Consider the following 26,080-nt stretch of genomic DNA (forward strand, 5'->3'; position numbering starts at 1 on the left):
CGGTGTGGCGGGGCGAGAGGTGCGGGAACAGATCCCGCCGATCCACGCCTACCGAAAGGCCGCCTCATGCACTTCGTCCTCCGCAAGGACCTCGGTCTGCTCGCCCTGCGCCTCGCGGCAGGCGGCGTGCTGATCGCGCACGGCACGCAGAAGCTCTTCGGCTGGTTCGGCGGAGGCGGCATCGAAGGCACTGCCGAGGCGATGGAGCACATGGGCTTCACCCCGGGCAGGCCGAGCGCCATCGCGGCCGGGCTCGGCGAAGCGGGCGGCGGTACCCTGCTCGCGCTCGGGCTCGCCACCCCCGCGGCGGGCGCCGCGGCAGCGGGCGCCATGGCAGGAGCCGTCTCCGTCCACGCGCCCGCAGGCTTCTTCGCCCAGGGAGGCGGCTTCGAATACCCCGCCCTGCTCGGCTCCGTCGCGGCCTGCCTCGGCGTCACCGGGCCGGGGCGCTTCTCCCTCGACCACGTCAGCGGGCACAAGCTCGACCGCCCCGCTGTCATCGCGGTGGCCTTCGCCCTCAGCGCGGCGGCCGCCACCATCGTCGTCAACCGACGCATCGCCGCGATGGAGCCCCCGACCGGAGCGGACGAGGACTGAACCGGCCCCGCCGGCCGCGCCGCACTCTCAGGAGCGGACGCGGAGTCCGATCTGCGTCTCCTGGTCGCCCGATACGGCCCCCGCCTGTTCGACGGTGAAATACCCGGCGAGCGCGGCCTGCACCCGCTCCACCGCCCGCGGGCCTCCCTGGAGGGTGACGCTGACCACGTCCCTCAGCCGAACCTGTGCGGCCTGCGCCGCCGCCGCCGTCGCCGGTTCCGCGGCATCGAGGGTCGCGCTCCATACGGTCACGGCCTGACCGCCTTCTACGGTGCGGCCCGCCCGGCCGTCCGTGGGAAAGGACCGTTCCAGCAGGTCGAGCACAGCTCGTGCGTCCTCCGGAGAGCAGTCACCGAGCGTCACCCCCACTTCGGCCACCGGCTTGTCCTCGTCCTGGCTCTCCATCGGATGCCACCTCTCTCGCACAGGGCTGCCCGCGCCCGTCCGGGACGCAGGTGTCTCCACGCTCACACAGCACGTCGCACTGCGCATCGTGGAGCGCACGGAGTGTGGTCGTCCACCCGGGGCGGGCGGACCCCCCGCCCAGGGCAGCTCACCGTGCGACGGAGCAGGTCACAGGCCCGGACCCTTATGGAGCTCTTGCTCCGTATGTCACTATGTCGACGCGATCCGGGTCCCCCACACCTGCCGCAGAACCCGGCCCGACCCCACGGAATCCGCCATGCCCCTGCCGCTCCCGCCCCGCGCCGTGTCCGCCGTACTGGCCGGCGCCGTGACCGCCCTACTGGCAGCGTGCGCCCCCGAGGCCGCCGCGGGCTCATCCGCTCCCCCGCCGCATACGACGGCCGCACCGCCCGCCACAGCTCCCGCCCCGCCGCCGGTCCGGTCCGTCTCGCCCGTGACCGCCCCCGCGACCACCCCCGCGTCCCCGGCGGCCACCGCAACACCCACCGCTGCGCCCTCCACACGCTCCGTCGACCCCGGGCACACCCGGGTCTCGACCCTCTCGATCCCTTCGGCAGGCGTGAGCGGACTGCGCGTCGTGCCGTACGAGGGGACCACCGACGACGTTCCGGGCACCCGCATCCAGGACCGCGGGGACGCCGCGAGCCCGTACGGCGAGCGGGGCGGGACAGGGCCGGGCCAGGTGGGCAACTTCCTCGTCACCGCACACCGCCTGTCGGCGGGAGGCCCGCTCCGCGACCTGCCCGCCGTCGCCGTGGGTGACACCGTCCTGGTCACGGTGGACGGGACGACGTACACATACGAGATCACCGCGACCCGCACCACGTCCTTCCGCTCGGAGCGCTCGCTGAACGAGCAGCGCGCCGCAGTACCCGGCGCACCCGGGGTGGCCCCCACCCGGGCCATGATCACGATCTCGACCTGCGCCACTCCCGAGGACCACGCCGCGGGCAACTTCTGGAGTGACGCCCAGGGCAACCCCGAGCACCGCATCGACAAGATAGGCGTCCTCCGCGACACGGCGCCCGCGCCCGCCGGATAGCGGGTTCCGTCCGCGAGGCGTCGCACGGGCGCAGCCGGGTAGGCGGCCGGTACGACACATGTACGGCACCCGCCGTACGTCGGAGGAGGACCACGATGACCAGCACCCCTGATGCCGGTACCCCGCGCCCCGTCCCGGAGGACCCCGACGCCCTCACGCCGGACCTTCCGCCCACAGGCCCACAAGCCCCGGACCTGCCCGCGGCCCCGGCCATCGACGACGAGCCGGAACCGCAGAGCGAGGACGCCGAGGGTGCCGAGGGCACCGAGACCACGGGCGAACCCACGGGCCCCGGCAACGCCCCCGCCCAGGAACCGCCCGACTAGGACGTGTCGACGGGGACGCCCCCGCCGATTCCGGCCAGGCTGGGCGGCGAACCGGAGCTCATGACGCCTCCCGCACCGTGGAGCCGCTGCGGAGCGATTGCGCCGGCGGGCGCTCACGGAGGGCCCCGTACCCGATGAAGTAGGCCGGCACCCGGTTCAGCCACCGCGAGTCGCTGACGAGCTCCGTCAGCCGCTTCGCCCTCTTCGGGTGGCCGAACGCGGCGCGCCCGGCCAGCAAGGGCTCGATGACCTGGGCGTGGGCCAGGCGTTGCAGGCCCTGGGTCGCCACCGTCGTGGGCATCCGGCGGCGCTGTACGCGGCGTACGTCGCGAAGCCCCACGGTCCCCGCCCGCAACGGTTCCACGAGGTAGCGGGCCGCGGCCACCGCGTCCTGTACGGCGAGGTTGATGCCGATGCCGAAGACCGGCGACATGGCGTGGGCGGCGTCGCCAATGCACAGCAGCCCCGGCCGGTGCCAGCGGCGCAGCCGGTCCAGCCGTACGTCGAGCAGCTTGACCTCGTCCCAGGAGGTGACCGAGTGCGCCCGGTCGGCCAGCCACGGAACGGCCTGCACGAACTGGGCCATGAACCGGTCCAGGCCTTCGGCGCGGCGCTCGGCATCGGTCCCCTTGGGGATGAGCCCCGCGCACTGCCAGTAGTCGCCGCGGTCGATGAGTGCGCTGAAGAACCGCTCGCCCAGGCCGCCCACGAGCCCGCTGGGATCGCTCTCGTGGCGCGGCAGCCGGAACCACCAGGCGTCCATCGGGCACGGGAAGGTCTCCAGGCCGAGCTCGGGCAGTGCCCTGGCGAAGGATCCTCGGCCGTCGCAGGCCACGGTCAGCGTGGCCCTGAGCTCACCGGCGGCGCCATCCGCGGTGCGGTACCGCACTCCCACGACCCGGCCGCGTTCCATCAGGAAGGACGTCGCCTCGGTGTCCATGCGCAGCCGGAAGGACGGCTCCTTGCCCGCCTCGTCGGCGAGCAGGTCGAGCAGGTCCCACTGCGGCACCATCGCGATGTAGTTGTACTTCCCGTGCAGCGCCCCGATGTTCCCGACGGTGACGAGCGAGCGGTCCGGCCCGATGGGCAGTTGCACCGAGGTCACCCGGCGCTGCGGCAGCCGGGCGAACCGCTCGGCGAGGCCGATGTCGTCCAGCAGCGACAGGGTGGACGGGTGCACGGTGTCGCCTCGGAAATCGCGCAGGAAGTCGCCGTGCTTCTCCAGAAGGGTGACCTCCACCCCGGCCCGGGCGAGCAACAGTGCCAGCACCATCCCGGCGGGCCCGCCTCCCACCACACAGCAGGCCGTACGTTCCACGGCAACCACTCCCTTCGCCGACGTCGGGTCAGCCCGAACGACGTATACCCCACCAGGGGCGGCGATTTGCGGCAGCGCCTTGCGAGTCGGCCGATTGCGTCGATGCGCCCTGCCTCACCGACCGGCCGCTCCGGTGGCACGACCGGATGCTCGGGCATCCGGGTCCGGCCCTCCTCTGCGAGCGAGGATCGACCCGCCGCCACTGCCAGGGCCCACAGGAGCAGCGTGCAGAGCACCACCCAGAGCAGTCCGACGCGCGCGTACCAGACGATCACGGCCGCGGGTACCGCCACGCACAGCAGCGCTGCCGGCCACCTGACGGGGCCGCACTTTCAGGAGTTGAGGATGCGGTCCTTCTGCACCGCCAGTTCCGCTTCGGTGAGCACGCCCTGCTCCTTGAGGGCGGCGAGCTCCTTCAGCTGGGCGATCTTGTCGTCCATGCTGGGCGCGGCCGAGGGAGGCGGGGCGGCCGGCTCCGGCTGGGCCTGCGGCTGGGCCGCCGCCGCAGCAGCGTTCTGCTGGGACCAGCGGCCGGCCTGACGGCGTGAGACACGATTCGAGACGGCCGTGGCCGTCCCTGCGATGGCGGCGGTTCGTACGACGCCGCGCAGTAGTCCGGGCATGTTTCCTGCCTCAGCTTCGGTGCTTCTCTTCGTGGTCTGTGTTTCCCTGCTGTGTTTGCCGTGGTGTCTTTCAGGCCGCGGCGTCGTCGAGCGCGTCCAGCACCTCGATCAGGTCCTGCGGCGACACCCGGCCGCTCGCGACCATCCGCGCGTCGGCACGGCGCAGGGCGGCGGCCAAGGGCGCTGCCCACAGGTTCTCGTAGAGGAGGACGGCCGCGGAATCCCCCGGCTCGAGCAGCGAGCCGGCTTCGGCGAGGTCGTCCTCGCCGAGCAGACCCGAGGAGACTCCTTCGAAGAAGGTGAGGTCGAGGTTGCCGTCTCCCGTCACGTCCGCGAGGGCCATGCCCCGCACCGACCCGTCTTCCTGCTTGGTCAGGAAGGTCAGGTCGAGGATGCGGATGATGCCGCGGTCCACGAGGTCGACGAGCAGCGGCATCCCTTCACCCGTCAAGCGGCTGCCCGGGAATTCGACGACGAGGTAGTCGATGGGCCCCATCTCGTCGAGCCCGTTGTCTCTGGTCACGTCAGTCCTCTCGTGGTTGCGAATCCGTCACTCATACGCGTTTCGCGGCGGAACGCCGCGGCTTGGCCGCCGTCGTGGCCTTCCTGGTCCGCGCGGGGCGCGCCGGGGCGCCGGGGGCCGGTTCCGGTTCCGGTTCCTTCGCGGCCTTCTGCGCAGGGCGGGCAACCTTGCGGGGCCGGCCGGTGGTCCACTTCAGCTCGATCTCCAGCTCGATCTCATCGCCGTCCACCTCGATCTCCACTTCGCTGTGGAGCTCGTCGGGGACGCGCAGGCTGAGTACGCCCGAACCCAGCTGCACCTCCGTCTTCCCACCCTCTCGGAGCGCCTGGGCGAGCGCCGCGAGCTGGTCGGCGGCCTCGACGCGCGACAACGAGCGCTTCTGCTCGAACTTGAGGTCCGTCATGGGTTTCTCCAGGGCATGGGGACGCATCTGACCGAACGGACCAGACGCCAGCCATGCTCCCCTCCGAGCCGTGATCCCGCACGGCCGGGCGTGCCGTCGGGTGAACTCCCCCGCGCACACGCAGCCGGACACAATTCACCCGAATGGACGCGCCCGGGTGTCCGCCCGCCGGGCCCGGTAGCCCGACTGCAACGCTCGGGCCGGCGAAGGGAGCTCCTCGTGACGCAGACATCCCCCACCCCTCCTGCCGGTGCGCCCCGCGACAAAGGGCGCACGACGACCGATACGGCTGGGCAGCGGGGGGCACCATGTTCGCCGGTGTCCTGCTCCTGGTCGACGGCTTCCTCGGCGCGATCAAGGGCATCGCGGGCATCGCGGGCATCGCGGGCATCGCGGGCATCGCCGAGGATGACGTGTACGCGCGCCTGGGCAATTACGTCTTCGAGTTCGACGTGACCGCCTGGGGCTGGATCCTCCTGATCCTCGGCGTCATCCTCATGGGCGTGGGCATCGGACTGCTCAAGGGCGCCGCCATGTGGGCGCGGGTCCTCGGCGTGGCAGTGGCAGGGTTCAGCATCATCGTGAACTTCATGTGGCTGCCCTACACACCGGTGTGGGCCATCATCTCGATCGGCAAGCCGCGCAGGAACGCGAACGGCGAGGACGCCATTCTCCCGTAGCGGATCGGCAGCAGCTCCGCCACGCGGCCGGCAGCCTCTTGGGCCCAACGGGCCCGGCACGCGCGTCCGCCGGCCTCCGCCTCCGCGGAGGCACGGGCCGGCACGGGCGGCGCCCCCCAACGTGCGGACCGCGGGGCGCACCGCACGGCCACCACCATCCGGCTGACCCTCCAGCGGGTCTGCGCGCCCTGCGCCGCAGGCACTGGGACCGTACCTGCCATGGCACCTGCGGCAGGCACTTCCGGAGCGTCGGCACGCGCGGGGCTCGTCCTGCTGACACTCGCGTCCGGGCAGTTCCTGATGGCGCTCGACAGCTCCGTCATGAACGTGTCCATCGCGACGGTGGCCGAAGACGTCGGCACGACCGTGACCGGGATCCAGGGCGCGATCACGGCGTACACCCTCGTGATGGCGATGTTCATGATCCCCGGCGGCAAGGTCGGCGCGCTCATCGGCCACAAGCGAGCGTTCCTCATCGGCTGCACGATCTACGGCTGCGGGTCCCTGACGACCTCGCTGGCCCCGAACCTGCCCGTGCTCCTGCTTGGCTGGTCATTCCTGGAGGGCATCGGGGCCGCGCTGATCCTTCCCTCCATCGTCGCCCTGGTCGCCGGCAACTTCGCGACGGAACGCCGGCCGGCCGCCTACGGGATGGTCGCCGCCGCGGGTGCCGTGGCGATCGCTGTCGGACCGATCATCGGCGGCGTCGCCACCACGTACTTCTCCTGGCGCTGGGTCTTCGCCGGAGAGGTCGTGCTCGTGCTCGGCATCCTCGTGCTCTCCCGCCAGACGGCGGACGCACGGACCGAGGGGAGCCCGCGCCTCGACCTGTTCGGCACCGCGCTGTCCGCCCTCGGGCTCGGGGCGTTCGTCTACGGCGTGCTCCGCTCGGGCACATGGGGCTGGTTCCAGCCGAAGCCCGGCGCACCCGCCTGGCTGGGGATCTCCCTGGTGGTATGGCTGATGCTGGCCGGCCTGATGCTGATCTGGCTCTTCCTGCGCTGGGAAGCCCGCCTGGTGGAGCACCACCGAGAACCGTTGCTCGACCCGTCCCTGCTGCGGAACCGTCAGCTCACGGGCGGCTTGACGATGTTCTTCTTCCAGTACCTGGTCCAGATGGGCGTGTTCTTCCTCGTCCCGCTCTACCTCTCGGTTGCGCTGGGTCTGTCCTCGCTCCAGACCGGTGCGCGCATCCTGCCGCTCTCGCTCACCCTGCTGGCCGCCGCGATCCTGATCCCGCGCCTCCTGCCCGACGTCTCACCGCGGCGGGTCGTGCGACTCGGTGTCCTCGCGCTGCTCGTGGGAGCGGTGACCTTGCTGGCCGCACTCGACACGGACGCGGGCCCCGAGGCCGTCACCGTCCCGCTGCTGCTGATCGGGCTCGGCATGGGGGCCCTCGCTTCGCAGCTCGGAGCGGTCACCGTGTCCGCGGTACCGGACCGCCAGAGTGCCGAAGTCGGCGGTGTCCAGAACGCCGTCACCAACCTCGGCGCGTCGATCGGAACGGCTCTGGCCGGTTCGATCATGATCGCGGCGCTCGGGGCCTCGTTCCTCACCAGCGTCGAGCAGAACGAGGCCATCCCGGCCGAGGTCAAGAGCCAGGCAACCGTACGGCTCGAAAGCGGCGTGCCCTTCATGTCGGACGCCCAGCTCAAGGCCGCCCTCGACGAAGCGGGTACGAGTCCCGAGGTGTCCTCGGCCGCGCTCGACGCGAACGCCGCCGCGCGTCTCGCCGGCCTGCGCGCCGCACTCGCCGTCCTCGCCCTCGCCGCGCTGGTCGCGCTGTTCTTCACCCAACGGATCCCGAACGCCCAGGCGCACTCGAAGACATGACGAACCGGCAGGCACCCTTCAGGAGGTCAGATCGCGAGGGCTTTGGCCTTGGCCTGTTCGTATTCGGCTGCCGTGATGTCGCCGCGGTTCTTGAGTTCGGCGAGCCGGGTCAGTTCCTCGGCGGCGCTCGTGGGTCCGGCGCTCTCGCGTACGTAGGAGCGGAATGCCTGCTCGTTCGCCTGGGCCCGCTTCAGCTCGCGTTCGCCCATCCCGCGCCCGCGGGCGATGAGGTACACGAACACGCCGAGGAAGGGCAGGATGATCACGAAGATGGTCCATCCCGACTTGCCCCAGCCGCTCAGCTCGTCGTCGCGGAAGATGTCGCCGATGACGCGGAAGAGGAGCATGAACCAGAGGACCCAGAGGAAGATCATCATCATGGTCCAGAACATGTTCAGCAGCGGGTAGTCCACTGCCAGGTTCAGCATCGAGTCGTTCATGGCGGGTCTCCTGCCGGTTGTGACGGGGTGCGGTGCGGCTACCTGTTCGGGTCCCGCGAAGCAAGCGAGACGCCCGCCGTCGTCTGCGGCCTCTGGAACAGCCCGCGTGTGGGAAAGCGACGACGTGTCATGCCGGTTGCGGGGTGAAGGGACGCAGCTCGTCGGCCCCGGCGTGTACGACGCCGTAGCTGCTCTCGGGTACCTCGTTCCAGGCACCGGGCAGATCGCCGAGGGGTTCGGACACCACCAGTCGGGTCTCCTCGGACACTTCCTGAAGGAACGCCATGTCGGGGTGCAGTTTTCGCAGTGCGTCCACGCGGGTGCTGTAGAAGAGCGACCGTGAGGAGCCCTGGCTGGAGTAGCGGAAGGCCCACACGGTCGTCCCGTCACTGACGGCGACCGTCATCTGCATCGGATACTCCACGCCGTGCTCGCGGCCTGCGCGTTCCACCACCCCCACCATCCGGGCGACGGCGCCCGGCGGGTCCTCCTCCAGGCCGAAGGTGAGCGCAAGGTAGAACATCGTCTCCGAGTCCGTCGTCCCCTCGATCTCGGAGTACAGGGCGGGGTCGACGAGCAGGGTGAGATCCCGCCGCATCGCGTGGAAGCCGGCGACGGAGCCGTTGTGCATCCACAACCAGCGGCCGTGCCGGAACGGGTGACAGTTCGTCTGCTGCACCGCCGTACCCGTCGACGCCCGGATATGGGCGAAGAACAACGGAGAGGTGACGTGGTCCGCGAGCTCCCGCAGGTTGCGGTTGTTCCAGGCCGGACCGACGTCCCGCATGAGCGCGGGGGTGCCATCGCTGCCCTCGGGGTACCACCCGACACCGAACCCGTCACCGTTCGTCGTCTCCACACCCAGCTTGGAATGCAGGCTCTGATCGATCAGCGAGTGGGCCGGTTTGTACAGGATGGTGTCGAGCAGCAAGGGTGTTCCCGAGTAGGCGAGCCATCGACACATGAACGATCACCTTTGTTCCTGCTTGCACCCGCGGGAATATCGCTGTGTCCCGCTTACCCCCGGCTTCCCGAGTCTTCAAACGAGTTCGCCGACATACCGCACGGCCTCACTCCCCCACCCTGCCGGATCTTCCTTGAGCGCACCGAGAATGGAGCACCGCCTCCCGGCCTACCGGCAACGCCTTGTCCGCCGATCGGGTGACTCTCATCCCGTCAATCTCATTTTCGCCTCCCCCGCCATGCGTCGCCATGCGGGCGCGGATCGTCCGCCTGAAGCGGTATGCCTGCGTCGAGCTCGACCTGGTCGCTCGGCACGCGCATGCTCGAGCCCGGCCGACGGAGCGCGTACGAATCGTTCGGCCAGGCCAGGGTCAGGGCCTACATCCGGTCCTGGTCGAACGCCGGTCCCGGACGGCGCTCAGTGCCGCCTGCCGCACTGCTCCCGGTCAGGCCGGGTCCAGAGGCACCTGATGCCTCGGGTGCCTCTATCGCGGCCGCCATTGGATCCTAGAGCCGACCTGTAGACGTCCTACAAGCCATCCCTTTATCCGGTCAGAAGCCCGCCCGGCTCTCGAACGCACCCCGTGCGACTCCAATCGGCTCAGCACTGGCCGACAGAGACCAACGTTCGGCGACGCCCCCAGAACTCCGACCAGATGGCACGACCTCGCGGATCACGAACCTGACGGCCAATCAGAAAAGTCAGCAAAGGGTCAGCATTCAAGACAAACGGCCTCCCACGGGCGCCCGCAGATGGGAAGGGCACCCGCACCCCTCAAGGCCCGGCGGGAGCCGCGATCGACGCTCAGGCGACTCCAGCAAACGGAACGCTTCATCGCGATCATGACAACCCTGCACGATTCACAATTCCACAGCTCAGCGCGTCCGACCCCGCGGTTTGAGGTGTGTCGGAGGCAGCTCGGGAGCCGGAATCGGAGGGCCGTCATAGCCCTTTACTTCGCCGAAGCGGGTCCCGTTCATCCAGTCTTCGCGGGCCTGCGCGATATTCTCGTGGGAGCGGCCGATCCAGTTCCAGAACGTAACACGAGATATCCGTCTTCGTGCAGGTCAGGAATGGATTGGAACCTCTGGGGTCAGCAAAAGGTCGGCATTGGCGCCCCAGGAGTCCGCACCGCATGCCAACGAAGTCTCTGCCCCATGGCATGGGCACCTTCTACAAGGACTGCGAGCACCCGCAGTCCCGCTGGTCGAGAGCTTCCAGCGCCGCAGCGGGTCCTGCGCACGGCGGCGGAAGCGTTCCTCCTGGACCGCGTCGCTCACGGAGAACCAGTACTTGCGGAGCAGGATCCCGTCCTCGACCAGCATGCGCTCGAAGGCGGGGCATTGGCGCAGGAAGTGCTGGTGCTCGGCCGGCGTGCAAATACCCATGACGTGTTCCACACCGGCGCGGTTGTACCAACTGCGGTCGAACAGAACGATCTCCCCGGCGGCGGGCAGGTGCTCGACGTACCGCTGGAAGTACCACTGCGTCCGCCCCCGCTCCGTCGGCGTGGGCAGAGCCGCGATGCGCGCGACGCGGGGGTTGAGGTGTTCGGCGACGCGCTGCTGGACGAACTCCAGGTGCGCATCGACGCGGTGAGCGGCACCCGGGACCGGGGCCTGAGTGCGCCTTGACGGCCGACACCGTCACGGGCAATACGCACGGCGTGTTGAGTGACCCTGGCACCGGCCCGAAGGTCCCCCGCGCCTTCTGGTGGTGCGGAGACACCGGACCGCCTTCGGCGTCCGGTGTCTCCGCACGGTCCGGTTAGAGCTTTGCGATGTCCTTGTGGATCACTTCGATCCCTCCGTCGTGGTAGGCAACCAGGCGGATCTTGAGCTGATATCCCTTGGGCGCCTTGATGATCTGGTTGATCGTCTCCCCGAGGCTGCCGCCGTGACATGGAGGCTCTGAATTGAGGGCGGTCCAGCCGTCCCCCACGCCCTTCGGGTCGTTCCACTCCACCCAGACGCAGTCGGGCTCGCCGGAGAAGGCCTGCAGCGAGATGATCTTGACCGAGTTCACCGCGCCGTCGACGCGCTCATAGGTCACAGTCGCGGAATTGCGGTGGAGGCCGGCGCCGGCCTCCAGGTTGACCGTACTGACCAACGTGTCAGCAGCGGCCGGGGCTGCTCCTCCCGCTATCATCGCGGCCATTGCCGCAGCGGTGACAGACAGGGCTGATATGCGCATGTTCCGTCTCCAAGAAGCTAGTTGAGGGAAATTCACCCTAGCCATGCATGCGGGCTCACGGTCCGACAACATCCGTCAATCGGCCGGAATCGAACCTCACCTCGCGTACACGGCGGGTCCGGTCCCGGACATCGCAAGGCGGAGGTGCTCCTGCGCACTGTACGGACTCGGGCACCTCCGACAAGGCAATGAGGCGCGGTGCCGGGCGGCCATGGACCACGAATTCCGGCTGCTCAACGACGTGACGTCAGGAAGTGACTGCGACCGCCACGTCTGACCGGCGGGCACCGCGTGACCACAAGCGGCACGGACAGCCCACAGTGCGAAGCCGGCCCCCTGCCGAGGGTCAGCTCTCACTTCGCCGGCGTCAGCCGGTCCCTGGTGGTCACGCTTGCAGCAGCGAGACTTGAGCGAAGGCGAAAAGCGAGTCGACGGCAATGCCCTCGCCGCCCTTCAGCAGGATGCCGAAGACCACGCGGAGCGTGCCGAAGTCTTGGATGAGACGGTGGTTTGGGATTTGGGCAGCCACCTGCTTGAGGAGCCTGGCCCGTACCTCCGAATCGCTCAGCAAGGTCTCCACTGCGACCACGCCTTGGGCGAAGAGGTGGTTGAGGGGGCGGTACTGGAGGTGGCCTTCTTGACGCAGATCAGCTGACCGCCAGGGCCCAAGACATCGCAGATCTCCAGCCCTCCACCCTTGAATTCGCTGGTGTGGCCGACGGCCGGAGCCGGTCGCGGCGGAAGCCGGCTCAGGTGTGGAGGCGGCTGTTGGGGCCGTCCTGGTCCCGGGCGCTCTCGTCGTTGAACCAGTAGTCCCCGGCGGCCAGGTACCGGAAGGAATGGGTGCCCTCGCTGGGCAGCTCGACCGTGACGGCGCGCTTGCCGTCCTTGCGGGCCTTGAGCGTGTGCACGCCGGGCTGCCAGCCGTTGAAGTCGCCCACCACGCTGACCGGCCCCGACGGGTTGTCGGCGGGAAGGATGAAGGTGACCTCGGTGCGGTCCTTGCGCAGCGTGCGCTCCCGCATGGGTGCTCCTGACGGGCGGTAGTGGATGGGTGCGTCGCCCATCGTGGGTGGTGCGCGCACGGCCCGCACGCCGACCCCGCCACCCAGGTCCCGGTGTCACTCGCCCACCACGCCAGGTGACACAAATGGCGCGAAACATCACGCAAAGTGTCATCCTGGCGCGTAGGAGTCCTGATCCACAGGAGCGCCAGGAGCCGACAAACGATGCCCAGCAGGCTGTGCCGGGGGGCTGGGTGCGTTGTCGTGAAACGACGCAGGCTCTGATTCAGGAGTCGCGGATTGTGCTGGAGTGCGCGGACGAGCACTCGATCATGGAGGTGCCGCGTCGGCTCATGGCCGGCAAGACCGTCATCGACTGCACGCACGGCGGAATGCGGCAACGGGTCACAACCGGTTGCTTGTGCGGTAGCAGCTCGCGTACTTGTGGCCAGAAACGCCCAGGGCTCTGAGAATGTCGACGCGCGCTGGCCAAGACCGCGTCCGCGTACCGCGTACCGCCCTCGTTGACCGGGAGAGAAGATGACCATCAAGGACATCGGGCCGGAACCTCAAAGCTTCGACCTTGAGAAGGCGACGCTTGAGAACACGAACTATCGCGCCGTCGCCTGGTCTGGGAAGTATCTTCAGTTGACCCTCATGTCGATCCCGGTGGGTGAGGACGTCGGCTTGGAAGCACACCCGGAGACTGACCAATTCCTACGCCTCGACGCAGGCCGGGGCCGCGTCCAGATGGGCCGCGCGAAGGATCGACTCGACTTCGACCAGGAGGTCGAGGATGGTTGGGCAATCTTCGTACCCGCCGGCACTTGGCACAACGTCACCAACATCGGTGACGAGACCCTGCAGCTCTACGCCGTATACGCACCGGTCCACCACGCGTCGGGCAAGATCCACGCGACAGCCGCCGACGCGGAGCGCGACGAGGACTCAGGCGACGACGAGCCGGCAAGCTGGTCGGCCCAGCCTGACCAACAGCCATCGGACGAGCACGCCTGACCACCGAGGGCTTATCGCGACAGTAGTTCCTCGCCCAGAGGCGAGCCGGGAGAATCACGATCCTCCCATCCGCCCGTACACCCATCCGGCCCCACGGCACGCGACGTTCCGCTCGACCTCTGAAGGCATGGACGTACCTCTGAGGTAGTCAGCGACCGGCTCGGTGCTCGACCTGTCCGCAAAGTACGGAGCCTCCCGCGTTCCTCCGCAACGGGCTGGCGTCGGCCTGCGTACAGCCTCGCCCGTTCGTTCACCGGTGCAAGAGCGTTCCAAGAAGGCCGATGCCACGCTATCCCCGTCCGAGCTGGACGACGAGATGGCCAAGGCCGCACGTTCTTGCCCCGGGTGCCGCAGCTGTCACCGCCTACCCGATGCTCCTGTAGATCCAGATGCCGAGGAACAGCCCCAGCCGTGGGCCGGCATGCAGGTGACGTCAGGCTGTTTCAGTATGGAAGTCGGGTCGGACGTGTCGCTGTCCACGGAGGTGAGTGCGATGACGCTTCCCGCGTGGCGCCGGACCGGTGGCCCGGTGGAGCCGGACGCGTTCTTCGGCCGCACGCACCAGTTCTTTGGCGCGCCACGGACGCGGCACACGCCGCTCCAGGCGATGCGAGTACCAGGCCATGCTCCCCTCGGCGGTGAAGAGCAAGGACGTCGGTACGGCTCCGGCCGACAGTGCGCTCACGGTCACCGTTCCCAAGGCGCAAGCAGCCACGGCACGGGGCGGGAAACGGCCTCCGTGAATCTGTGCGAGAGAACAGCGGCCCCGATCTCCTCAGGCTGCAGTGAGCGGGGCCGTGTCCAGCGGGCGGTGCGCCGGGAAAGGTTCAGCGCGACCACCTGGGTACCGCGATGAGGACGGCCGCGACACCGGAACCCACCACAGCCAGGAGTACCGACGCCGCAGGAGGATCGGAGAGTGCGGCCGAGCCGTCGATCCTCACCTTGACGATCCTGCAGTCGATCTCTGCTGGGAGGTCGGGCACCTGGAGGTCATCGGCAAGAACCGTGCCCGGGTCAGGTCGGTGGCCGCCGGGGGCGGAGGCATCAACGTCGCCCGTCATGTCGTGCGGCTCGGAGGACGAGCCACCGCCGTCCACACCGCCGGAGGCGAGGTCGGCCTGCGCCTGAACCGGCTGCTGGACGAAGAGGGCGTCGACCACGTCGCCGTCGACATCGACGACGACACCCGCGAAGCACTCGTGCTGTTCGAGGCCGAATCGAGCCGCGGCTACCACATCGTGCCGCCCGGCCCGCACCTGCACGACCACGAGGGGCGGCGATCCCTGGATGCGCTGGTGCAGGCCGTCGGCAACTGCCCGTACGTCGTGGCCAGCGGCAGCCTGCCCGGCGGCTTGCCCGGTGACTTCCACGCGGTCGCCGCCCGCCGCATCAGGGAAGCCGGATCCCGACTGGTCCTGGACACCTCCGGTCCGGCGCTTCGCGGAGCACTCGCGGAGGGCGTTTTCCTGCTCAGGTGCAACCGCACAGAGGCCGAGAGCCTGACCGGTCGGCCGGTCCGCGGCTTCGACGACGCCCGGGCCCTCAACGAGCACCTGATCGCCACAGGGGCCGCCGAGATCGCCGTCACCACCCTCGGAGAACTGGGCGCACTGTGCTCGACCGGCCACGGCCACACCGAGCTCTACGCGCCCCCGCTGCCCGGCGAGCCCCTGAGCGACGCCGGGGCGGGAGACAGCATGGTCGCCGCCCTCATCACACAGCTGGCCGCCGGAGAGGATCCCGTCAGCGCCTCCGCGTCGGGGGTGGCCGCAGCCGCCGCAGCGATGCTCACCCCCAGCACCGAGCCCTTCGACCTGGACGTGGCCCGATCCCTCCGCTCCCAGGTGAGGACCAGGTTCCAGACCGATGCTCGGCGCCGGGGCATTTGACCCTGCCCACCCCCTGCCGTTCGGTCGGCCCCTCAACCATATTGCGTACCCGCGCCCACAAGCCGACCCTGCCCCGTCACCGCGTCGGGGCGGGGCGCTGCCGGTGGCGCTGAGCGACGCCAGTGCCGACCCTCGTGATGCGAGCGGGCCTGCGGTTGGGAAGACTGGAAGCATGGCGACCAAGGCAGTGCTTGAGGGCGGCCCGGACGATCTGCCCGAGCGGATCGTTCCGATCTCCGACCCCGGACAAGACCTGAAGATTCCACACCGCGGCGGGTACGAGCATTTCAAGAACACGTCGCGGCACCAAGACAGCCCGGAGGGACAACTGGCGGTCTACGAGTGGTGGGAACGGACAGAGATCGCCGAATGAAACGGACGGTCAAGGACGCTCGGCCTGTACCTCACCACGGCGGCCGGGATGCGCGGGCCGACACCGCATGGTGGACTGGATCGCCAGCCTCGATCCAGTCGACCCGTTCCCCAACGGCTTCCGTCCTCCTGGTACTTCGCGACCGGCTTCCAGCCGCTGCCGCTCAAAGCAGCACAGGCATCGTCTGCCCCCCTCCATTGCCCTCTTGGTAGCCCGACCCTAAAGGGGGCCCCGGCTTTCGGAGCCAACATGGCTCGGCCTATGGGACGAGCAGAGGAATCCTGTGATCGGCCTGAGTGGCATCGATGCTTTCCTGGACGTGGGCAAGGGCGAACACCAGCGCACGGACACGAAGACGGGCACGGCACGACGAAACGCGGCGCTGAATGGCGCGAAGGCAGCGCCGCCGCTCTTGCTCCTGCGGAGCGAAGAGCGCAGGCGAGGGCGGGTGCGGCTGCCAGAAGGGCGCCGTCCCGCTGGAGATCACGGGCAACGGCCGCCGGTATGACCGTCGCTCGTTCCGTTGCCCTCTTCGCCGTGGCCGCCCTCTTCGAGATCGGCGGCGCCTGGCTGGTGTGGCAGGGCATCCGCGAGCACAAGGGCTGAGTCTGGATCGGCGCCGGCATCATCGCACTGGGCCTGTACGGGGTGGTGGCCACCTTCCAGTCCGACGACAACTTCGGCCGGATCCTCGCTGCCTACGGCGGGATCTTCGTCGCCGGGTCCATCGCCTGGGGCGTCGTCGCCAACGGGTATCGCCCCGATCGCTACGACGTCATCGGTGCCCTGGTCTGCCTCGCCGGCATGGCTGTGATCATGTACGCACCCCGCGGGAACTGATCTGCCGGAACCACGTTGCAGTTGCGTCGGTGCGCCGCGTCGAGCTCGTTCTGCGGGGCGAGGGCGGCACGACGAGTACGGGGCAGGCCGCGTGCGCCACGCAGTAGCAGGCCACCGAGGGGCGCAGGAGGCGGCGCATCGGGGTACGTGAGCCGGTGCCGACGACCAAGTGGTCCTCCACGCCACGGGCGGTGTCCACCAAGGCGGCACCGGGGGGGGTGCCCCGTACGGTGAGGCCCGTGAGGGTGACTCCGGGCTTCGCCGCACGGAACGCCGTGCCGAGTACCTCGCGAAGTCTTTCGACGGCAGCCGTACGGCATTCCGCCAGGGCGGAGGGGCTGAGGCCGTTCCGGCTGCCGAGTTCGCCGCCCGGTGATTGCCACGCCAGGACGACCCTCAGCTCCGCATCACGTACGCGGGCCTCTGCGGCTGCCCTGTGCAGGGCGGCCAGACTCCCCAGGCTGCCGGTCACGCCGACCACGACTCTTCGCACGACCTGTTCCCTCTCCTCGCCGTCCAGTCACCGGCCCCTATGGAAAGGCCGCCAGGCACGGCGGAGCCATGTCCTTTACGGGGTTCTGGCGGAGAGGTCCACAACCCTGACGCCCTGTTGATGGATTCCAGATCCTGCCGTCAGTGATGCGTATGGAGTGGGCCGGTGGCCGTATGGGTCCCGTTACGGGGTGGCCGCCGGCGCGCGGGGGCGGGGATAGCTTCGGTTGCACGTCCCGGACCGCCTTCCCGCGCCGGGACGTCACCTGCCACTCGTGGTTCCCCGAGGAGGGCCCCATGTGCTTGTTCCAGTACGACGAATCCGACTCCAAGCCTGAGGAACAGCGCCCGGCCGGGCCTCTGTACGTGCCCGCCCGGCCGGGAGGAGCGCACGTCGTCGTGCGGCTGTTCCGCACCCCACTGGGAGCCCGTACCGCCGTCGGTTTCACCAGCCCGGAACGGCTGGCCGCCACGCTCGGTACGGCCCAGCCCTGGATCCAGCTCTCCGAGGCCGCGCTCCGCGCGATGGTCCGGCCGCTCGGCGCGTCCCTGCTGACCGTCGACCCGGCACTCACCGCGCCCCCGGTCCCCACGGCGGACGCCGGACCCACCGGAGCCCCGCTCACACGGGTATCCGAGACCACGGCCCGCACGGCCTGAAGGGGAGCAGATCATGACCATCGCCGTTCTCCCGGAGATGCCCGCCGACGCCGGTGAGCTGTCCGTATGGCCCTCATCCGCAACGCCACTCCCGCACGGCGGCCTGGCCGTCGGCGGAGTTCCCCTCAGCGAGATCGCCGACCGGTTCGACACGCCGACCTACGTGCTGGACGAGGGCGAGGTGCGCGGGCGTTGCCGGACGTATCGCGACGCCTTCCCCGACGCGGACGTGCTGTACGCGGCCAAGGCGTTCCTCTCCCGCGGCATGATCCGCTGGGTCCAGGAGGAGGGGCTGGACCTGGACGTGTGCTCGGCCGGGGAACTGGAGCTCGCCGTCACGGCCGGCTTCCCGCCGGAGCGGATCGTGCTGCACGGCAACGCGAAGTCGCCCCAGGACCTGGCGGCCGCGCTCCGGCTCGGTGTGGGGCGGATCGTCATCGACAGCCCGTCCGAGATAGCCCGCATCGCCGCCGCCGTCGGGCCCTCGGTCCGACAGAAGGTCATGGTGCGGGTGGTCCCGGGTGTCTCGGCCGGCGGCCACGACAAGATCCGCACCGGTACGGAGGACCAGAAGTTCGGGCTCTCGCTCACCGACGGCGGCGCCCAGCACGCCGTCGCCCGCATCCTCGGCCAGCCTCAGCTCGAACTCACGGGGCTGCACTGCCACATCGGCTCGCAGATCACCGAGGTGAAGCCCTACCTGGTCGCTCTGCGCCGCATGATCGGGCTGATGGCCCGCATCCGTGACACGCACGGCGTGGTCCTGCCCGAGCTCGACATGGGCGGCGGCCACGGCATCGCCTACCGGCCCGGTGAACCCGCCCTTGACCTCGCCGCGCTCGCCCGGCGGATGCGTACGGAACTCGTCAACGGCTGCGCCGCCGCGGGACTGCCCGTGCCCCGGCTCGCCGTCGAACCCGGGCGGGCCGTCGTGGGCCCCGCGGGAGTAGCGCTCTACCGGGTGCTCGCCGTCAAGCACACCGGCGAGAAGGTGTTCGTCGCCGTCGACGGCGGCATGAGCGACAACCCGCGGCCCGTGCTGTACGGGGCGCGGTACGCGCCCCGGCTCATCGGCTGCCACTCGACGGCGGGGCTTCGTACGGCCACGGTTGTCGGGCGGCACTGCGAGGCGGGCGACATCCTCGCCTCCGACGTCCCGCTGCCGGGCGACGTCCACCCTGGCGACCTGCTCGCCGTACCTGTGGCCGGCGCTTACCAGCTGTCCATGGCCTCCGGCTACAACCTGGTCGGCCGCCCCGCCGTCGTCGCGGTCCACGAAGGCACGGCCCGGCTCCTCGTCCGGCGCGAGACCCTGGAGGACTACCGGAGCCGGGACATCGGCGTCTGAGGCCACGGCTGAGGACCTTCGCCGGCTGCACGGCAGGTGCGACGGCCGGGCGGGCTGTCAGCTTTGACGGCCGCCCGGCGCCTGCAGCAGACGGTCCAGCTCCGTTCCTGCCTCTTCGTATCCGGCATCGGAGATCCGTTGCAGCTCGCGCAGGTCACCGGCCGCGGCCGCGCGTCGCGTGAGCAGCAGTCCGGCGTGTCGGGATCCCTCGTCCAACAGGTCGCTCAGCTCCGCGAGGTCGCCGGCCTCGTCCGCGAGATCGGCCAGCCGGTCCAGTGCGGTCTCGTTGCCCGCGTCGACCAGCTCGTGAAGGGTCTCCCGATCAACATTCGTGTTGTCCATGGCGCCATGCTGCAGCCCTGCCCCAGGGGCAATGTCAAGTGGGACGATGGCCGGGTGATCACCATCGGGCAGCTGGCCGGCTACATCGGAGTGTCGATCAAGACCGTCCGCGTCTACCACGACAAGGGGCTGCTCCCCGAACCCGACCGTGACGCGTCCGGCTACCGGCGTTACGGTGCGAGCGACGCCGTCGCCTTGATCAAGATCCGGACACTGGCCGAAGCCGGTGTCCCCCTGGCCCGTATTCGCGACCTGAGGGCGTCGGGCGAGGAGGAACTCCGGCAGCCGCTGGGCGAGATCGACAACGAACTCGACGCCCGTATCCGCCGCCTGCAGGAAACACAGGCCCGTCTGCGCCGACTCGCCGCGGGACGTCTGGTGCCGCTGCCCGAAGAAGTCGTCTCCCATCTGGAAGACCTGGCCCGTTGGGGGTTCACGTCCAGATGGGTGGACCTGCAACGCGACTTGTGGATCCTCGTGTTCGCCACCCACCCGGACCGCGCGACCACCCTGTTCCACGACCAGGCCGACATCTTGGCCGACCCGAAGCCACGGCAGCTCTTCCTCGGCTACGACCACGCGTACGACCTCGGCGCCGACGACCCGCGCCTCGACGACCTCGCCCTCCGTATCGCCGAGGCGAACCGGGAGCGCTACGGGTCCGGCGAACTGCCCGGCCTGGATGCGGACTCCGAGATCCCCGCCCTCATCCAGGGCACGGTCAACGCTTCATCCCCGGCATGGGAACGACTCGACTCGCTCATCCGCGCCCCCCTGAACGCATGACGTGAGCAGCCTGGAGCGACCTGCGCGACGCGCATCCTGACACGGCCGGCTGCGCCCCCAGGCACCCGTGAACGCGGCTCGCCGATCGCTGACACCCTCCACTACTCGGTGATACCGTCGGTGCCGTTCGTAGACGGTCTTCCACGGGCCGAACCGTTCGGGCAGGTCGCGCCACTGAACGCCGGTCCGGACCCGGTGCAGAATCCCGTCGATTACCTGCCGGTGGTCCCGCCACCTGCCACAACGCCTGTTGCTGACCGGCAGGAACGGCCGTAGCCGTTCCCACTGGGCATCGCTCAGATCACCCCGCCCCGTGTCCACATCAACGACCCGGACCCACGCCCGTCACGAGATCTCACGAACCCTGGCTCTCAGTCCGCGACGAAGGGTGCGTATCCGACCGGCACCTCGCTCACCTCAAGGTCTGAGAAGAGCAAGGTCAGATCGTGAGCGTTGGTCTCAATGTGAACCTCATGGAAGTCGATCCCGACAGCCTTCGACCAGCGGAGGGCAGCCTCCGACTTGAGACGAAGCTCGGCTCCGTACAGCTCGTGATGGTTCGCGCCCCAGACGTAACCGTCGAGGTCGATGGCGGTTTCGCTGTCGAGGAGCCGGGCGTCCAAGGAATCCCGCCATGTCTCCGTGGACAGGAACGTCTCGCATCGGGCCTCGACGCAGTACCGGAAGAGATACCGCAGGTAGGTCGACGGGCTCTGGGGGCCCTCCCACACGTTGATGATGACCTCATAGTCGCGCATATAGGTGGTGTATCCGTGGTGCACGACAAGGGCTTCGATGGGCTCGTTCAGCGTCCGCTGAAGTTCTGCGGTGTCCATGCCGCCCTTCTACCTCACTTGGCAAGCCCTTCGACAGCGAGATTCACTGCGTTAGGCACACGTCGGCTAATCGAGGTCATCATCCTGTCGCGTAACGACCCGGACACCGGAATGCGCCTCATGCGTTCGATCAAAGCTCACAACTTGCCCATCAGTCGGGCCATCTTTCGGCAGGACCGCCCCTCGTACGGTTTCATGCCGGCGCTGAACATGTCGCTGTTCCTGTCGGCCAACGGATCCGACGTACGGGACGCGGTAGCGGCAGGGCTACCTGCGGGACACGTACTGAAAACAGCACGCATCGACGACGAGACCGAACCCGAACTCCGCATCGCCTTCGACTTCGACGGAGTGGTGGCGAGCGACAGCGCCGAGCGCGTCTACCGGGACGGCGGCATCGAATCGTTCCGCGCACACGAAGTCAGCCATGTCGCAACCCCCCACGATCCGGGGCCGCTGCGGAGCTTCCTCGCGGGCATCAACCGCATCCAGCGGCGAGAAGACGAGCAGCACCGCCGGGACCCGGTGTACCAGCCTCGTCTCCGAGTTTCCCTGGTAACCGCTCGGAACGCCCCTGCACATGAACGTGCCATACGGAGCCTGAAAGAGTGGGGGCTACGGGTCAACGACGCCTTCTTCCTCGAAGGCATCGACAAGGCCGCCGTCATGAAGACGCTAGACCCGCACATCTGCTGCGACGACCACGTCTCTCACCTGAACGGCACAGCAGAAGGCACCCCGAGCGTTCACATACCGTTCGGAGTTGCTAATACGCCACCTGCGGCGGTGGCTTGAGCAGCGTCCCACGGTGAACCACCGAACTTGATCTCAACGGCTACGAGTCCATTGCCGGCGACGTGGGTGCATACCATATCCAGGGGCCGGAGGGCTGACCGCACCGGATAGATCCCGACACGCAGTGCGTGCGTCGGGCGGCCCGCGTGTGGCGCGAGGGTCCGACGCAACGCTGACCGCACCGCGGCGCCACCTTCCGACGCTGGTACTGAGCGCTTGGACTCACTGGTAGTTGACGGTCGGCGCAAGGTGCGGTGCGGTGTCATCCGACGGCTTCAGGTCCCAGGGGGCGGCAATGCGTCCGCTCGCGTCCCATCCGTAGCGCTTCAGAGCGTCTGCCTCGGTTGCGCGTCCGAGTTCACGCAGGACTCCGATGGCTCCCTCAACGCTCCGGGTATGGAGCCTCCCGTTCATCGGCCACCAACGGGTCTCCTTGGTGTCAGCGGTAGCGGCGGCACGTTCGTACCAGGTGAGTGCTTCGTCCAGCCTGCCGGCATGCGCCAAGCAATCGGCTGCCCGGCCGAATGCTTCTTGATCACCGTTCGCGGCGGCTCGCTCGAACCAGATGAGTGCTTCGTCCAGCTTGCCGACAGGCGCCAGACGCTCAGCGGTTGCTCGAAGCTGCTTGTGATTCGTGGTTGTGACGGCGCGTTCGTAGCAGCTCATGGCTTCGTCGAGGCGTTCGGCGTCGACCAAACGATCGGCTGCCCACAGCAGAGCCTCCTGGTCTCCGGCCAAAGCAGCGCGTTCATACAAGGCCAGTGCCTCGTCCGTCTTGCCGACTCGCCACAGACGCTCCGCAGCCCATCGGAAGGCGACTGGGCCGCTGGTTACGGCGGCTCGTTCGTACCAAGCAAGTGCTTCGTCCTGTCGGTCTGCCTTCACCAGGCGGCCGGCTGCCGACAGAAGGGCGTCCTCGCTTCCGCTGCAGGCGGCTCGTTCGTACCAGGCGAGCGCCTCGTCAAGTCTTCCGACATCGCCAAGACGCTCGGCTACTGAGCGGAGCTCCTGGGGGCTTCCGCTCACGGCGGCTCCTTCGTACCAGGCCAGTGCTTCGTCCCAATGGCCGGCGGCGGCCAAGCGATCGGCTGCCCAGAAGAGAGCGCTCCGGTCGCCGATCTGGACGGCTCTTTCGTACCAAGCCAGCGCTTCGTCCCATCGGCCGGAATTGGCAAGGCGGTCGGCTGCTGAGCGGAGGGTGTCGGGGTTGCCGTCCAAGGCGGCGCGTTCATACCAGGTCAGCGCCTCCTCCCACCGGCCGGCATCGGCCAGACGGTCGGCCGCGGTACGGAGTGCTCGCTGGTCGGTGTCGGCGGCACGTTCGTACCAGGTCAGCGCCTCCACCCACCGGCCGACGGCGGCCAGGCGATCGGCCACCCGAAGGAGGGCATCGTGGTTGCCGTCCAAGGCGGCGCGTTCATACCAGGTAAGCGCCTCCTCCCACCGGCCGACAGCGGCGAAGCGGTCGGCCACCCGAAGGAGGGTGTCGGGGTTGCCGTCCAAGGCAGCGCGTTCATACCAGGTCAGCGCCTCCTCCCACCGGCCGGCATCGGCCAGACGGTCGGCCGCGGTACGGAATGCTCGCTGGTCGGTGTCGGCGGCACGTTCGTACCAGGTCAGCGCCTCCACCCACCGGCCGACGGCGGCCAGGCGATCGGCCACCCGAAGGAGGGCATCGTGGTTGCCGTCCAAGGCGGCGCGTTCATACCAGGTAAGCGCCTCCTCCCACCGGCCGACAGCGGCGAAGCGGTCGGCCACCCGAAGGAGGGTGTCGGGGTTGCCGTCCAAGGCAGCGCGTTCATACCAGGTAAGCGCCTCCTCCCACCGGCCGACCCGCCTCAGCGATTCAGCAGCCTGGAGGAAGGCCGATCGGCTTCCGGCAGCCGCAGCGCGTTCGATCCACGCATGTGCTTCGTCCCACCGGCCGGCTTGCACCAGGCGTACAGCCGCCTCCTCAAGGGCGCGGTGGTCGGTCTCCGAGGCATGCTCGTACCAGGTGAGCGCTTCGTCCAACCGGCCCGATCTCGCCAGAATCCGACCGACAGCGGTGAGGTCGCCACCCCTGGCCCACAATCGGCATGCGATGTGGCCCAATCCGCGTTCCTCTGCTGCGGACGCGAGGGCCCGGGCGGCTCTTGGGCCACAATGCTCGATCGCCGCGTGCCAGAAGAGTTCGGGTACGCGTTCGAGACGCCGTGTGGCGCGCCCGTGCTGATCCAGGAAGTCGGCCAACCGGTAGGTCTGGCCTACCGGTGCCGACGACGTGCGAGATGCGCCCCGAGGCCGTCGCTGGGGGTGCAGCGGACCACGGGCTCCCTTGACCGGATCGGTCAGCAGGGTGAGTGACTGGGGCAGCCAGTTGTCCGGAAGGAGGTCCCATTCGGTGTCGGTCAGGTAGGCCTCGGCGGCGGTTTCCAAGAAGGAGAGCGGCAACCCCGGCGGATGCCCGAGCCTACGGGCGTCCATGGCCGCCTCCAGGACGCTACGGGTCCCTGGCGAGCTAGTGCGGTAGATCTTGATGAGCTCGGGTGCTCCAGCCAGGTACTGGGTGACCATGCCGTCCTGCGCGTGGGCGGCAGCCTCAGCGAGGCGGGAGTCCGTGGACTGCTTGAGCACCTCGATGACCGTCGGGGTAAACGCCGTCGGCAGACGGATCTCGCGGCCGGCGAGCAGAACCCGGGCCTGGCTGAAGGAGTCGGGAGCACCAGCAGTCGGCTGGTGGGTGAGCTTGTCGAAGTAGTCGGGGCCGGGCCAAATCGTGCCCAGGATCAGGACCGGACCGCGCGACGTGTCGGCGAGCAGCTCACGCAACCCTGCGGCTATAGCCTCACCGTGCTGTTCGCTGAGCAGGTAGTGCTGGGCCTCGTTCAACCACACGACGGTGCGCGGACCGACCCGAGCGAGATCAGCGAGGGCGGCCTGCGGCCGCTCCGGGTCTATGGGATGCCATAGCCGCCAACCCAGGGGTAGACGCTGCACGGCCTCCCAGCAGGCGCGCGTCTTGCCGGTGGAGGAAGTGCCGACCAACATCACCAGACGACTGGCACCCTCGACCACTTCGGCGACGATCGCGCGTAGACGGACATCATGCTCACGTTCCACATACGCCGGTAGCCCTGTCGCCCCGTCGTTGGCGATCGCGTGGTGGACCTCCAGCGCATGGGGGTCCAGCTCTCCGATCGGCCGCCCGATCGGCCCGGCAAGGCGCGCCTGCCTCCAGAGGCGGGCCGCGTCCTGGACGGTGCTCGTCACCTCACCGGCCGCCATTCGGGTCAGGACGGTGACGAGAGCAACGACGTCGGCCAGCTTCGCCGGAACGGTCGCATCACCGACGATCCGGCGCACGGTGTCGCGGGACGGGGACGCCAACAGGTCGTCGTCGGCGGCGGCCCGGTCGGCCATCTCGTCGAGCGTGGGCGCTCCGGCCGACGTGTAGGCCAGGTAGATCAGTTCTTTCAGGTCCCGCAACGGCCCCGGAGGCACCACCGGCCGCAGAATCGCACGCGACGTTCCCAACGACTTCCCATGCGCACCGGACTTGCCCCCCACCCCATCGCGACTCATCGCACCATCATGCACGCAACACGCCGACCACAGGCTCTGAACTGCACGGACCGCCGTCTCCGCCGCCTGCTCATCGCAACTCGGAGAGCGCCCCGCCACGACCTTGAGAGTGGAATCAAGCCGGCCGGCTCTCCCCATCCGATACAAGGTCAGGACACCACTGTGGCTCCCAAGAAGACGTCCCGTCGCCGCAACTTCCCCGCTGCCAGCGTCGTGCGGTCCCGCGCCAACCTCCTCAACGCAACCGTCAGCGGCATCCTCTCGGGAGCCGTTCGCGCATTCGCGGAATGGCTCCGCGAACTCATCTAACGCCATCTCCACGCGGGGCGAGGTCTCTACTCGGCTGGTCTCGGCTGGCCGACCCACTTCAGAAAGGTGCAGGTCAGCGCACGCGCCCGCGCGCCTTCAGCGGCACCGGCGGGAGTGCCGGAGCAGGAATCGGAGGGCCGTCGTAGCCCTTGACCTCGCCGTAGCGGGTGCCGTTCGTCCAGTCCTCGCGGAATTGGACGATCTCCTCGTTGCTCCGTCCGATCCAGTTCCAGAACGTAACACGAGATATCCGTCTTCGTGCAGGTCAGGAACGCATTGCACCCTCCAGCGTCAGCAAAAGGTCAGCATTGGCGCCCGAGGAGTCCCGCACCGCATGGCAACGAAGTCACTCGCCCACGGCATGGGCACCTTCCACAAGGACTGCGAGCACCCGCAGTCCCGCTGGTCGAAGTGCCCGCACGAGTACACAATCCGTTACCGAAGCGCGGCCGGG

At 69.0% G+C, this 26,080-nt stretch carries 26 protein-coding genes and 6 pseudogenes; 13 read left to right on the top strand and 19 right to left on the bottom strand.

What is annotated here, in order from left to right; genetic code table 11:
• Positions 1–66 precede the first annotated feature (66 nt).
• Complete coding sequence (locus tag OG625_RS03535) at positions 67–597, top strand: DoxX family protein (RefSeq protein WP_329376595.1); 531 nt, start codon at positions 67–69, stop codon at positions 595–597.
• A 27-nt stretch (positions 598–624) separates the two neighbouring features.
• Here OG625_RS03535 and OG625_RS03540 read toward each other — a convergent pair whose 3' ends face one another.
• On the bottom strand, positions 625–1,002 hold the full coding sequence (locus OG625_RS03540; protein WP_329376596.1) for a hypothetical protein: 378 nt from the start codon (positions 1,000–1,002) through the stop codon (positions 625–627).
• Between the two features lie 277 nt (positions 1,003–1,279).
• On the opposite strand from OG625_RS03540, the gene OG625_RS03545 reads away from it, so the two are divergent.
• Both OG625_RS03545 and OG625_RS03550 read left to right on the top strand, forming a co-directional pair.
• Positions 1,280–2,065, top strand: a complete 786-nt coding sequence (locus OG625_RS03545) for a class E sortase (protein WP_329376597.1) — start codon at positions 1,280–1,282, stop codon at positions 2,063–2,065.
• 95 nt (positions 2,066–2,160) lie between these two features.
• A complete protein-coding gene (locus OG625_RS03550; RefSeq protein WP_329376598.1) occupies positions 2,161–2,391 on the top strand; it encodes a hypothetical protein in 231 nt (76 codons plus the stop codon).
• Positions 2,392–2,449: 58 nt separating this feature from the next.
• On the opposite strand, the gene OG625_RS03555 is transcribed toward OG625_RS03550, so the two are convergent.
• From OG625_RS03555 to OG625_RS03570, 4 genes are all read right to left on the bottom strand, one after another.
• Positions 2,450–3,709 (bottom strand): FAD-dependent oxidoreductase, encoded by a 1,260-nt coding sequence (locus OG625_RS03555; protein ID WP_329376599.1) that lies wholly within the window; start codon positions 3,707–3,709, stop codon positions 2,450–2,452.
• Between the two features lie 332 nt (positions 3,710–4,041).
• Positions 4,042–4,332, bottom strand: coding sequence for an SHOCT domain-containing protein (locus OG625_RS03560; protein ID WP_329376600.1), 291 nt, complete (start codon positions 4,330–4,332; stop codon positions 4,042–4,044).
• 70 nt (positions 4,333–4,402) lie between these two features.
• Entirely contained in the window at positions 4,403–4,828 is a 426-nt protein-coding gene (locus tag OG625_RS03565; protein WP_329390410.1) for a DUF6325 family protein, read from the bottom strand.
• A 58-nt stretch (positions 4,829–4,886) separates the two neighbouring features.
• A complete protein-coding gene (locus OG625_RS03570) occupies positions 4,887–5,258 on the bottom strand; it encodes an amphi-Trp domain-containing protein (RefSeq protein WP_329376601.1) in 372 nt (123 codons plus the stop codon).
• Positions 5,259–5,401: 143 nt separating this feature from the next.
• On the opposite strand from OG625_RS03570, the gene OG625_RS03575 reads away from it, so the two are divergent.
• Positions 5,402–5,938 carry a DUF7144 family membrane protein gene (locus tag OG625_RS03575; protein WP_443067668.1) on the top strand — a complete coding sequence of 179 codons (537 nt, stop codon included), beginning with the start codon at positions 5,402–5,404 and terminating at the stop codon, positions 5,936–5,938.
• Here OG625_RS03575 and OG625_RS41385 read toward each other — a convergent pair.
• The gene (locus OG625_RS41385) at positions 5,860–6,273 is read right to left on the bottom strand and encodes a DUF2252 family protein (RefSeq protein ID WP_443067669.1); all 414 of its coding nucleotides are present in this window, start codon (positions 6,271–6,273) and stop codon (positions 5,860–5,862) included. The two genes, OG625_RS03575 and OG625_RS41385, sit on opposite strands and share 79 nt — an antisense overlap.
• Here OG625_RS41385 and OG625_RS03580 point away from each other — a divergent pair.
• The gene (locus OG625_RS03580; RefSeq protein WP_329376603.1) at positions 6,158–7,771 is read left to right on the top strand and encodes an MFS transporter; all 1,614 of its coding nucleotides are present in this window, start codon (positions 6,158–6,160) and stop codon (positions 7,769–7,771) included. The genes OG625_RS41385 and OG625_RS03580 overlap by 116 nt on opposite strands.
• A 26-nt stretch (positions 7,772–7,797) precedes the next feature.
• On the opposite strand, the gene OG625_RS03585 is transcribed toward OG625_RS03580, so the two are convergent.
• From OG625_RS03585 to OG625_RS03615, 7 genes and pseudogenes are all read right to left on the bottom strand, one after another.
• Positions 7,798–8,211 (bottom strand): SHOCT domain-containing protein, encoded by a 414-nt coding sequence (locus OG625_RS03585; RefSeq protein ID WP_329376604.1) that lies wholly within the window; start codon positions 8,209–8,211, stop codon positions 7,798–7,800.
• Positions 8,212–8,338: 127 nt separating this feature from the next.
• The gene (locus OG625_RS03590) at positions 8,339–9,175 is read right to left on the bottom strand and encodes a class II glutamine amidotransferase (protein ID WP_329376605.1); all 837 of its coding nucleotides are present in this window, start codon (positions 9,173–9,175) and stop codon (positions 8,339–8,341) included.
• An 875-nt stretch (positions 9,176–10,050) separates the two neighbouring features.
• Positions 10,051–10,218: pseudogene (locus tag OG625_RS03595) on the bottom strand (pirin family protein); the annotation flags it as partial.
• Between the two features lie 165 nt (positions 10,219–10,383).
• Positions 10,384–10,740, bottom strand: a pseudogene (locus tag OG625_RS03600) (polyphosphate kinase 2); the annotation flags it as partial.
• Between the two features lie 202 nt (positions 10,741–10,942).
• Positions 10,943–11,368 carry a hypothetical protein gene (locus tag OG625_RS03605; protein ID WP_329376606.1) on the bottom strand — a complete coding sequence of 142 codons (426 nt, stop codon included), beginning with the start codon at positions 11,366–11,368 and terminating at the stop codon, positions 10,943–10,945.
• A 385-nt stretch (positions 11,369–11,753) separates the two neighbouring features.
• Positions 11,754–12,209, bottom strand: a complete 456-nt coding sequence (locus OG625_RS03610; RefSeq protein WP_329390412.1) for a DUF6119 family protein — start codon at positions 12,207–12,209, stop codon at positions 11,754–11,756.
• Positions 12,118–12,393 carry an isoamylase early set domain-containing protein gene (locus OG625_RS03615; protein WP_329376607.1) on the bottom strand — a complete coding sequence of 92 codons (276 nt, stop codon included), beginning with the start codon at positions 12,391–12,393 and terminating at the stop codon, positions 12,118–12,120. Before OG625_RS03615 ends, OG625_RS03610 begins: the two co-directional genes overlap by 92 nt.
• Positions 12,394–12,912: 519 nt before the next feature.
• Between OG625_RS03615 and OG625_RS03620 the strand changes: the two genes are divergently transcribed.
• From OG625_RS03620 to OG625_RS03635, 4 genes and pseudogenes are all read left to right on the top strand, one after another.
• The gene (locus OG625_RS03620) at positions 12,913–13,389 is read left to right on the top strand and encodes a cupin domain-containing protein (protein WP_329376608.1); all 477 of its coding nucleotides are present in this window, start codon (positions 12,913–12,915) and stop codon (positions 13,387–13,389) included.
• A gap of 797 nt (positions 13,390–14,186) precedes the next feature.
• Positions 14,187–15,281, top strand: a complete 1,095-nt coding sequence (locus OG625_RS03625) for a 1-phosphofructokinase family hexose kinase (RefSeq protein WP_329376609.1) — start codon at positions 14,187–14,189, stop codon at positions 15,279–15,281.
• Positions 15,282–15,453: 172 nt separating this feature from the next.
• Positions 15,454–15,654: a DUF5988 family protein gene (locus tag OG625_RS03630; protein WP_326586582.1), complete on the top strand. Its 201-nt coding sequence runs from the start codon at positions 15,454–15,456 to the stop codon at positions 15,652–15,654.
• 504 nt (positions 15,655–16,158) lie between these two features.
• Positions 16,159–16,494: pseudogene (locus OG625_RS03635) on the top strand (YnfA family protein).
• Here the strand turns inward: OG625_RS03635 and OG625_RS03640 are convergent.
• A complete protein-coding gene (locus OG625_RS03640; RefSeq protein WP_329376610.1) occupies positions 16,469–16,987 on the bottom strand; it encodes a universal stress protein in 519 nt (172 codons plus the stop codon). The pseudogene OG625_RS03635 and the gene OG625_RS03640 overlap by 26 nt on opposite strands.
• A 296-nt stretch (positions 16,988–17,283) precedes the next feature.
• Between OG625_RS03640 and OG625_RS03645 the strand changes: the two genes are divergently transcribed.
• Together OG625_RS03645 and lysA are read left to right on the top strand one after the other, a co-directional pair.
• Positions 17,284–17,646, top strand: a complete 363-nt coding sequence (locus tag OG625_RS03645; RefSeq protein WP_329376611.1) for an SAV_915 family protein — start codon at positions 17,284–17,286, stop codon at positions 17,644–17,646.
• A gap of 13 nt (positions 17,647–17,659) precedes the next feature.
• On the top strand, positions 17,660–18,994 hold the full coding sequence (gene lysA, locus OG625_RS03650) for a diaminopimelate decarboxylase (protein ID WP_329376612.1): 1,335 nt from the start codon (positions 17,660–17,662) through the stop codon (positions 18,992–18,994).
• A 57-nt stretch (positions 18,995–19,051) separates the two neighbouring features.
• Here lysA and OG625_RS03655 read toward each other — a convergent pair whose 3' ends face one another.
• Positions 19,052–19,336 (bottom strand): hypothetical protein, encoded by a 285-nt coding sequence (locus tag OG625_RS03655; RefSeq protein WP_329376613.1) that lies wholly within the window; start codon positions 19,334–19,336, stop codon positions 19,052–19,054.
• A 54-nt stretch (positions 19,337–19,390) separates the two neighbouring features.
• Between OG625_RS03655 and OG625_RS03660 the strand changes: the two genes are divergently transcribed.
• On the top strand, positions 19,391–20,122 hold the full coding sequence (locus tag OG625_RS03660) for a MerR family transcriptional regulator (RefSeq protein WP_329376614.1): 732 nt from the start codon (positions 19,391–19,393) through the stop codon (positions 20,120–20,122).
• Positions 20,123–20,233: 111 nt separating this feature from the next.
• On the opposite strand, the pseudogene OG625_RS03665 reads toward OG625_RS03660, so the two are convergent.
• Positions 20,234–20,443, bottom strand: a pseudogene (locus OG625_RS03665) (transposase); the annotation flags it as partial.
• A gap of 50 nt (positions 20,444–20,493) precedes the next feature.
• Positions 20,494–20,958 (bottom strand): YxiG-like protein, encoded by a 465-nt coding sequence (locus OG625_RS03670; protein WP_328966337.1) that lies wholly within the window; start codon positions 20,956–20,958, stop codon positions 20,494–20,496.
• Positions 20,959–21,024: 66 nt separating this feature from the next.
• On the opposite strand from OG625_RS03670, the pseudogene OG625_RS03675 reads away from it, so the two are divergent.
• Positions 21,025–21,753, top strand: a pseudogene (locus OG625_RS03675) (5'-nucleotidase); the annotation flags it as partial.
• Positions 21,754–21,975: 222 nt separating this feature from the next.
• Here the strand turns inward: OG625_RS03675 and OG625_RS03680 are convergent.
• Both OG625_RS03680 and OG625_RS03685 read right to left on the bottom strand, forming a co-directional pair.
• Positions 21,976–25,317: a tetratricopeptide repeat protein gene (locus tag OG625_RS03680; RefSeq protein ID WP_329376615.1), complete on the bottom strand. Its 3,342-nt coding sequence runs from the start codon at positions 25,315–25,317 to the stop codon at positions 21,976–21,978.
• Positions 25,318–25,699: 382 nt separating this feature from the next.
• Positions 25,700–25,867, bottom strand: a pseudogene (locus OG625_RS03685) (pirin); the annotation flags it as partial.
• Between the last annotated feature and the right edge of the window lie 213 nt (positions 25,868–26,080).

This window comes from Streptomyces sp. NBC_01351, from assembly GCF_036237315.1.
In the GTDB taxonomy this organism is placed as follows: Bacteria; Actinomycetota; Actinomycetes; order Streptomycetales; family Streptomycetaceae; genus Streptomyces.

What these genes read in the sequence shown, in the direction of transcription:
- OG625_RS03550 (WP_329376598.1), top strand. Translation starts at nt 2,161, where the DNA reads ATGACCAGCACCCCTGATGCCGGTACCCCGCGCCCCGTCCCGGAGGAC.
- OG625_RS03580 (WP_329376603.1), top strand. Translation starts at nt 6,158, where the DNA reads ATGGCACCTGCGGCAGGCACTTCCGGAGCGTCGGCACGCGCGGGGCTC.
- OG625_RS03565 (WP_329390410.1), bottom strand. Translation starts at nt 4,828, where the DNA reads ATGGGGCCCATCGACTACCTCGTCGTCGAATTCCCGGGCAGCCGCTTG.
- OG625_RS03575 (WP_443067668.1), top strand. Translation starts at nt 5,402, where the DNA reads ATGGACGCGCCCGGGTGTCCGCCCGCCGGGCCCGGTAGCCCGACTGCA.
- OG625_RS41385 (WP_443067669.1), bottom strand. Translation starts at nt 6,273, where the DNA reads ATGGACACGTTCATGACGGAGCTGTCGAGCGCCATCAGGAACTGCCCG.
- OG625_RS03605 (WP_329376606.1), bottom strand. Translation starts at nt 11,368, where the DNA reads ATGCGCATATCAGCCCTGTCTGTCACCGCTGCGGCAATGGCCGCGATG.
- OG625_RS03570 (WP_329376601.1), bottom strand. Translation starts at nt 5,258, where the DNA reads ATGACGGACCTCAAGTTCGAGCAGAAGCGCTCGTTGTCGCGCGTCGAG.
- OG625_RS03615 (WP_329376607.1), bottom strand. Translation starts at nt 12,393, where the DNA reads ATGCGGGAGCGCACGCTGCGCAAGGACCGCACCGAGGTCACCTTCATC.
- OG625_RS03655 (WP_329376613.1), bottom strand. Translation starts at nt 19,336, where the DNA reads ATGGACAACACGAATGTTGATCGGGAGACCCTTCACGAGCTGGTCGAC.
- OG625_RS03680 (WP_329376615.1), bottom strand. Translation starts at nt 25,317, where the DNA reads ATGAGTCGCGATGGGGTGGGGGGCAAGTCCGGTGCGCATGGGAAGTCG.
- OG625_RS03620 (WP_329376608.1), top strand. Translation starts at nt 12,913, where the DNA reads ATGACCATCAAGGACATCGGGCCGGAACCTCAAAGCTTCGACCTTGAG.
- lysA (WP_329376612.1), top strand. Translation starts at nt 17,660, where the DNA reads ATGACCATCGCCGTTCTCCCGGAGATGCCCGCCGACGCCGGTGAGCTG.
- OG625_RS03560 (WP_329376600.1), bottom strand. Translation starts at nt 4,332, where the DNA reads ATGCCCGGACTACTGCGCGGCGTCGTACGAACCGCCGCCATCGCAGGG.
- OG625_RS03545 (WP_329376597.1), top strand. Translation starts at nt 1,280, where the DNA reads ATGCCCCTGCCGCTCCCGCCCCGCGCCGTGTCCGCCGTACTGGCCGGC.
- OG625_RS03670 (WP_328966337.1), bottom strand. Translation starts at nt 20,958, where the DNA reads ATGGACACCGCAGAACTTCAGCGGACGCTGAACGAGCCCATCGAAGCC.
- OG625_RS03630 (WP_326586582.1), top strand. Translation starts at nt 15,454, where the DNA reads ATGGCGACCAAGGCAGTGCTTGAGGGCGGCCCGGACGATCTGCCCGAG.
- OG625_RS03540 (WP_329376596.1), bottom strand. Translation starts at nt 1,002, where the DNA reads ATGGAGAGCCAGGACGAGGACAAGCCGGTGGCCGAAGTGGGGGTGACG.
- OG625_RS03535 (WP_329376595.1), top strand. Translation starts at nt 67, where the DNA reads ATGCACTTCGTCCTCCGCAAGGACCTCGGTCTGCTCGCCCTGCGCCTC.
- OG625_RS03645 (WP_329376611.1), top strand. Translation starts at nt 17,284, where the DNA reads ATGTGCTTGTTCCAGTACGACGAATCCGACTCCAAGCCTGAGGAACAG.
- OG625_RS03590 (WP_329376605.1), bottom strand. Translation starts at nt 9,175, where the DNA reads ATGTGTCGATGGCTCGCCTACTCGGGAACACCCTTGCTGCTCGACACC.
- OG625_RS03585 (WP_329376604.1), bottom strand. Translation starts at nt 8,211, where the DNA reads ATGAACGACTCGATGCTGAACCTGGCAGTGGACTACCCGCTGCTGAAC.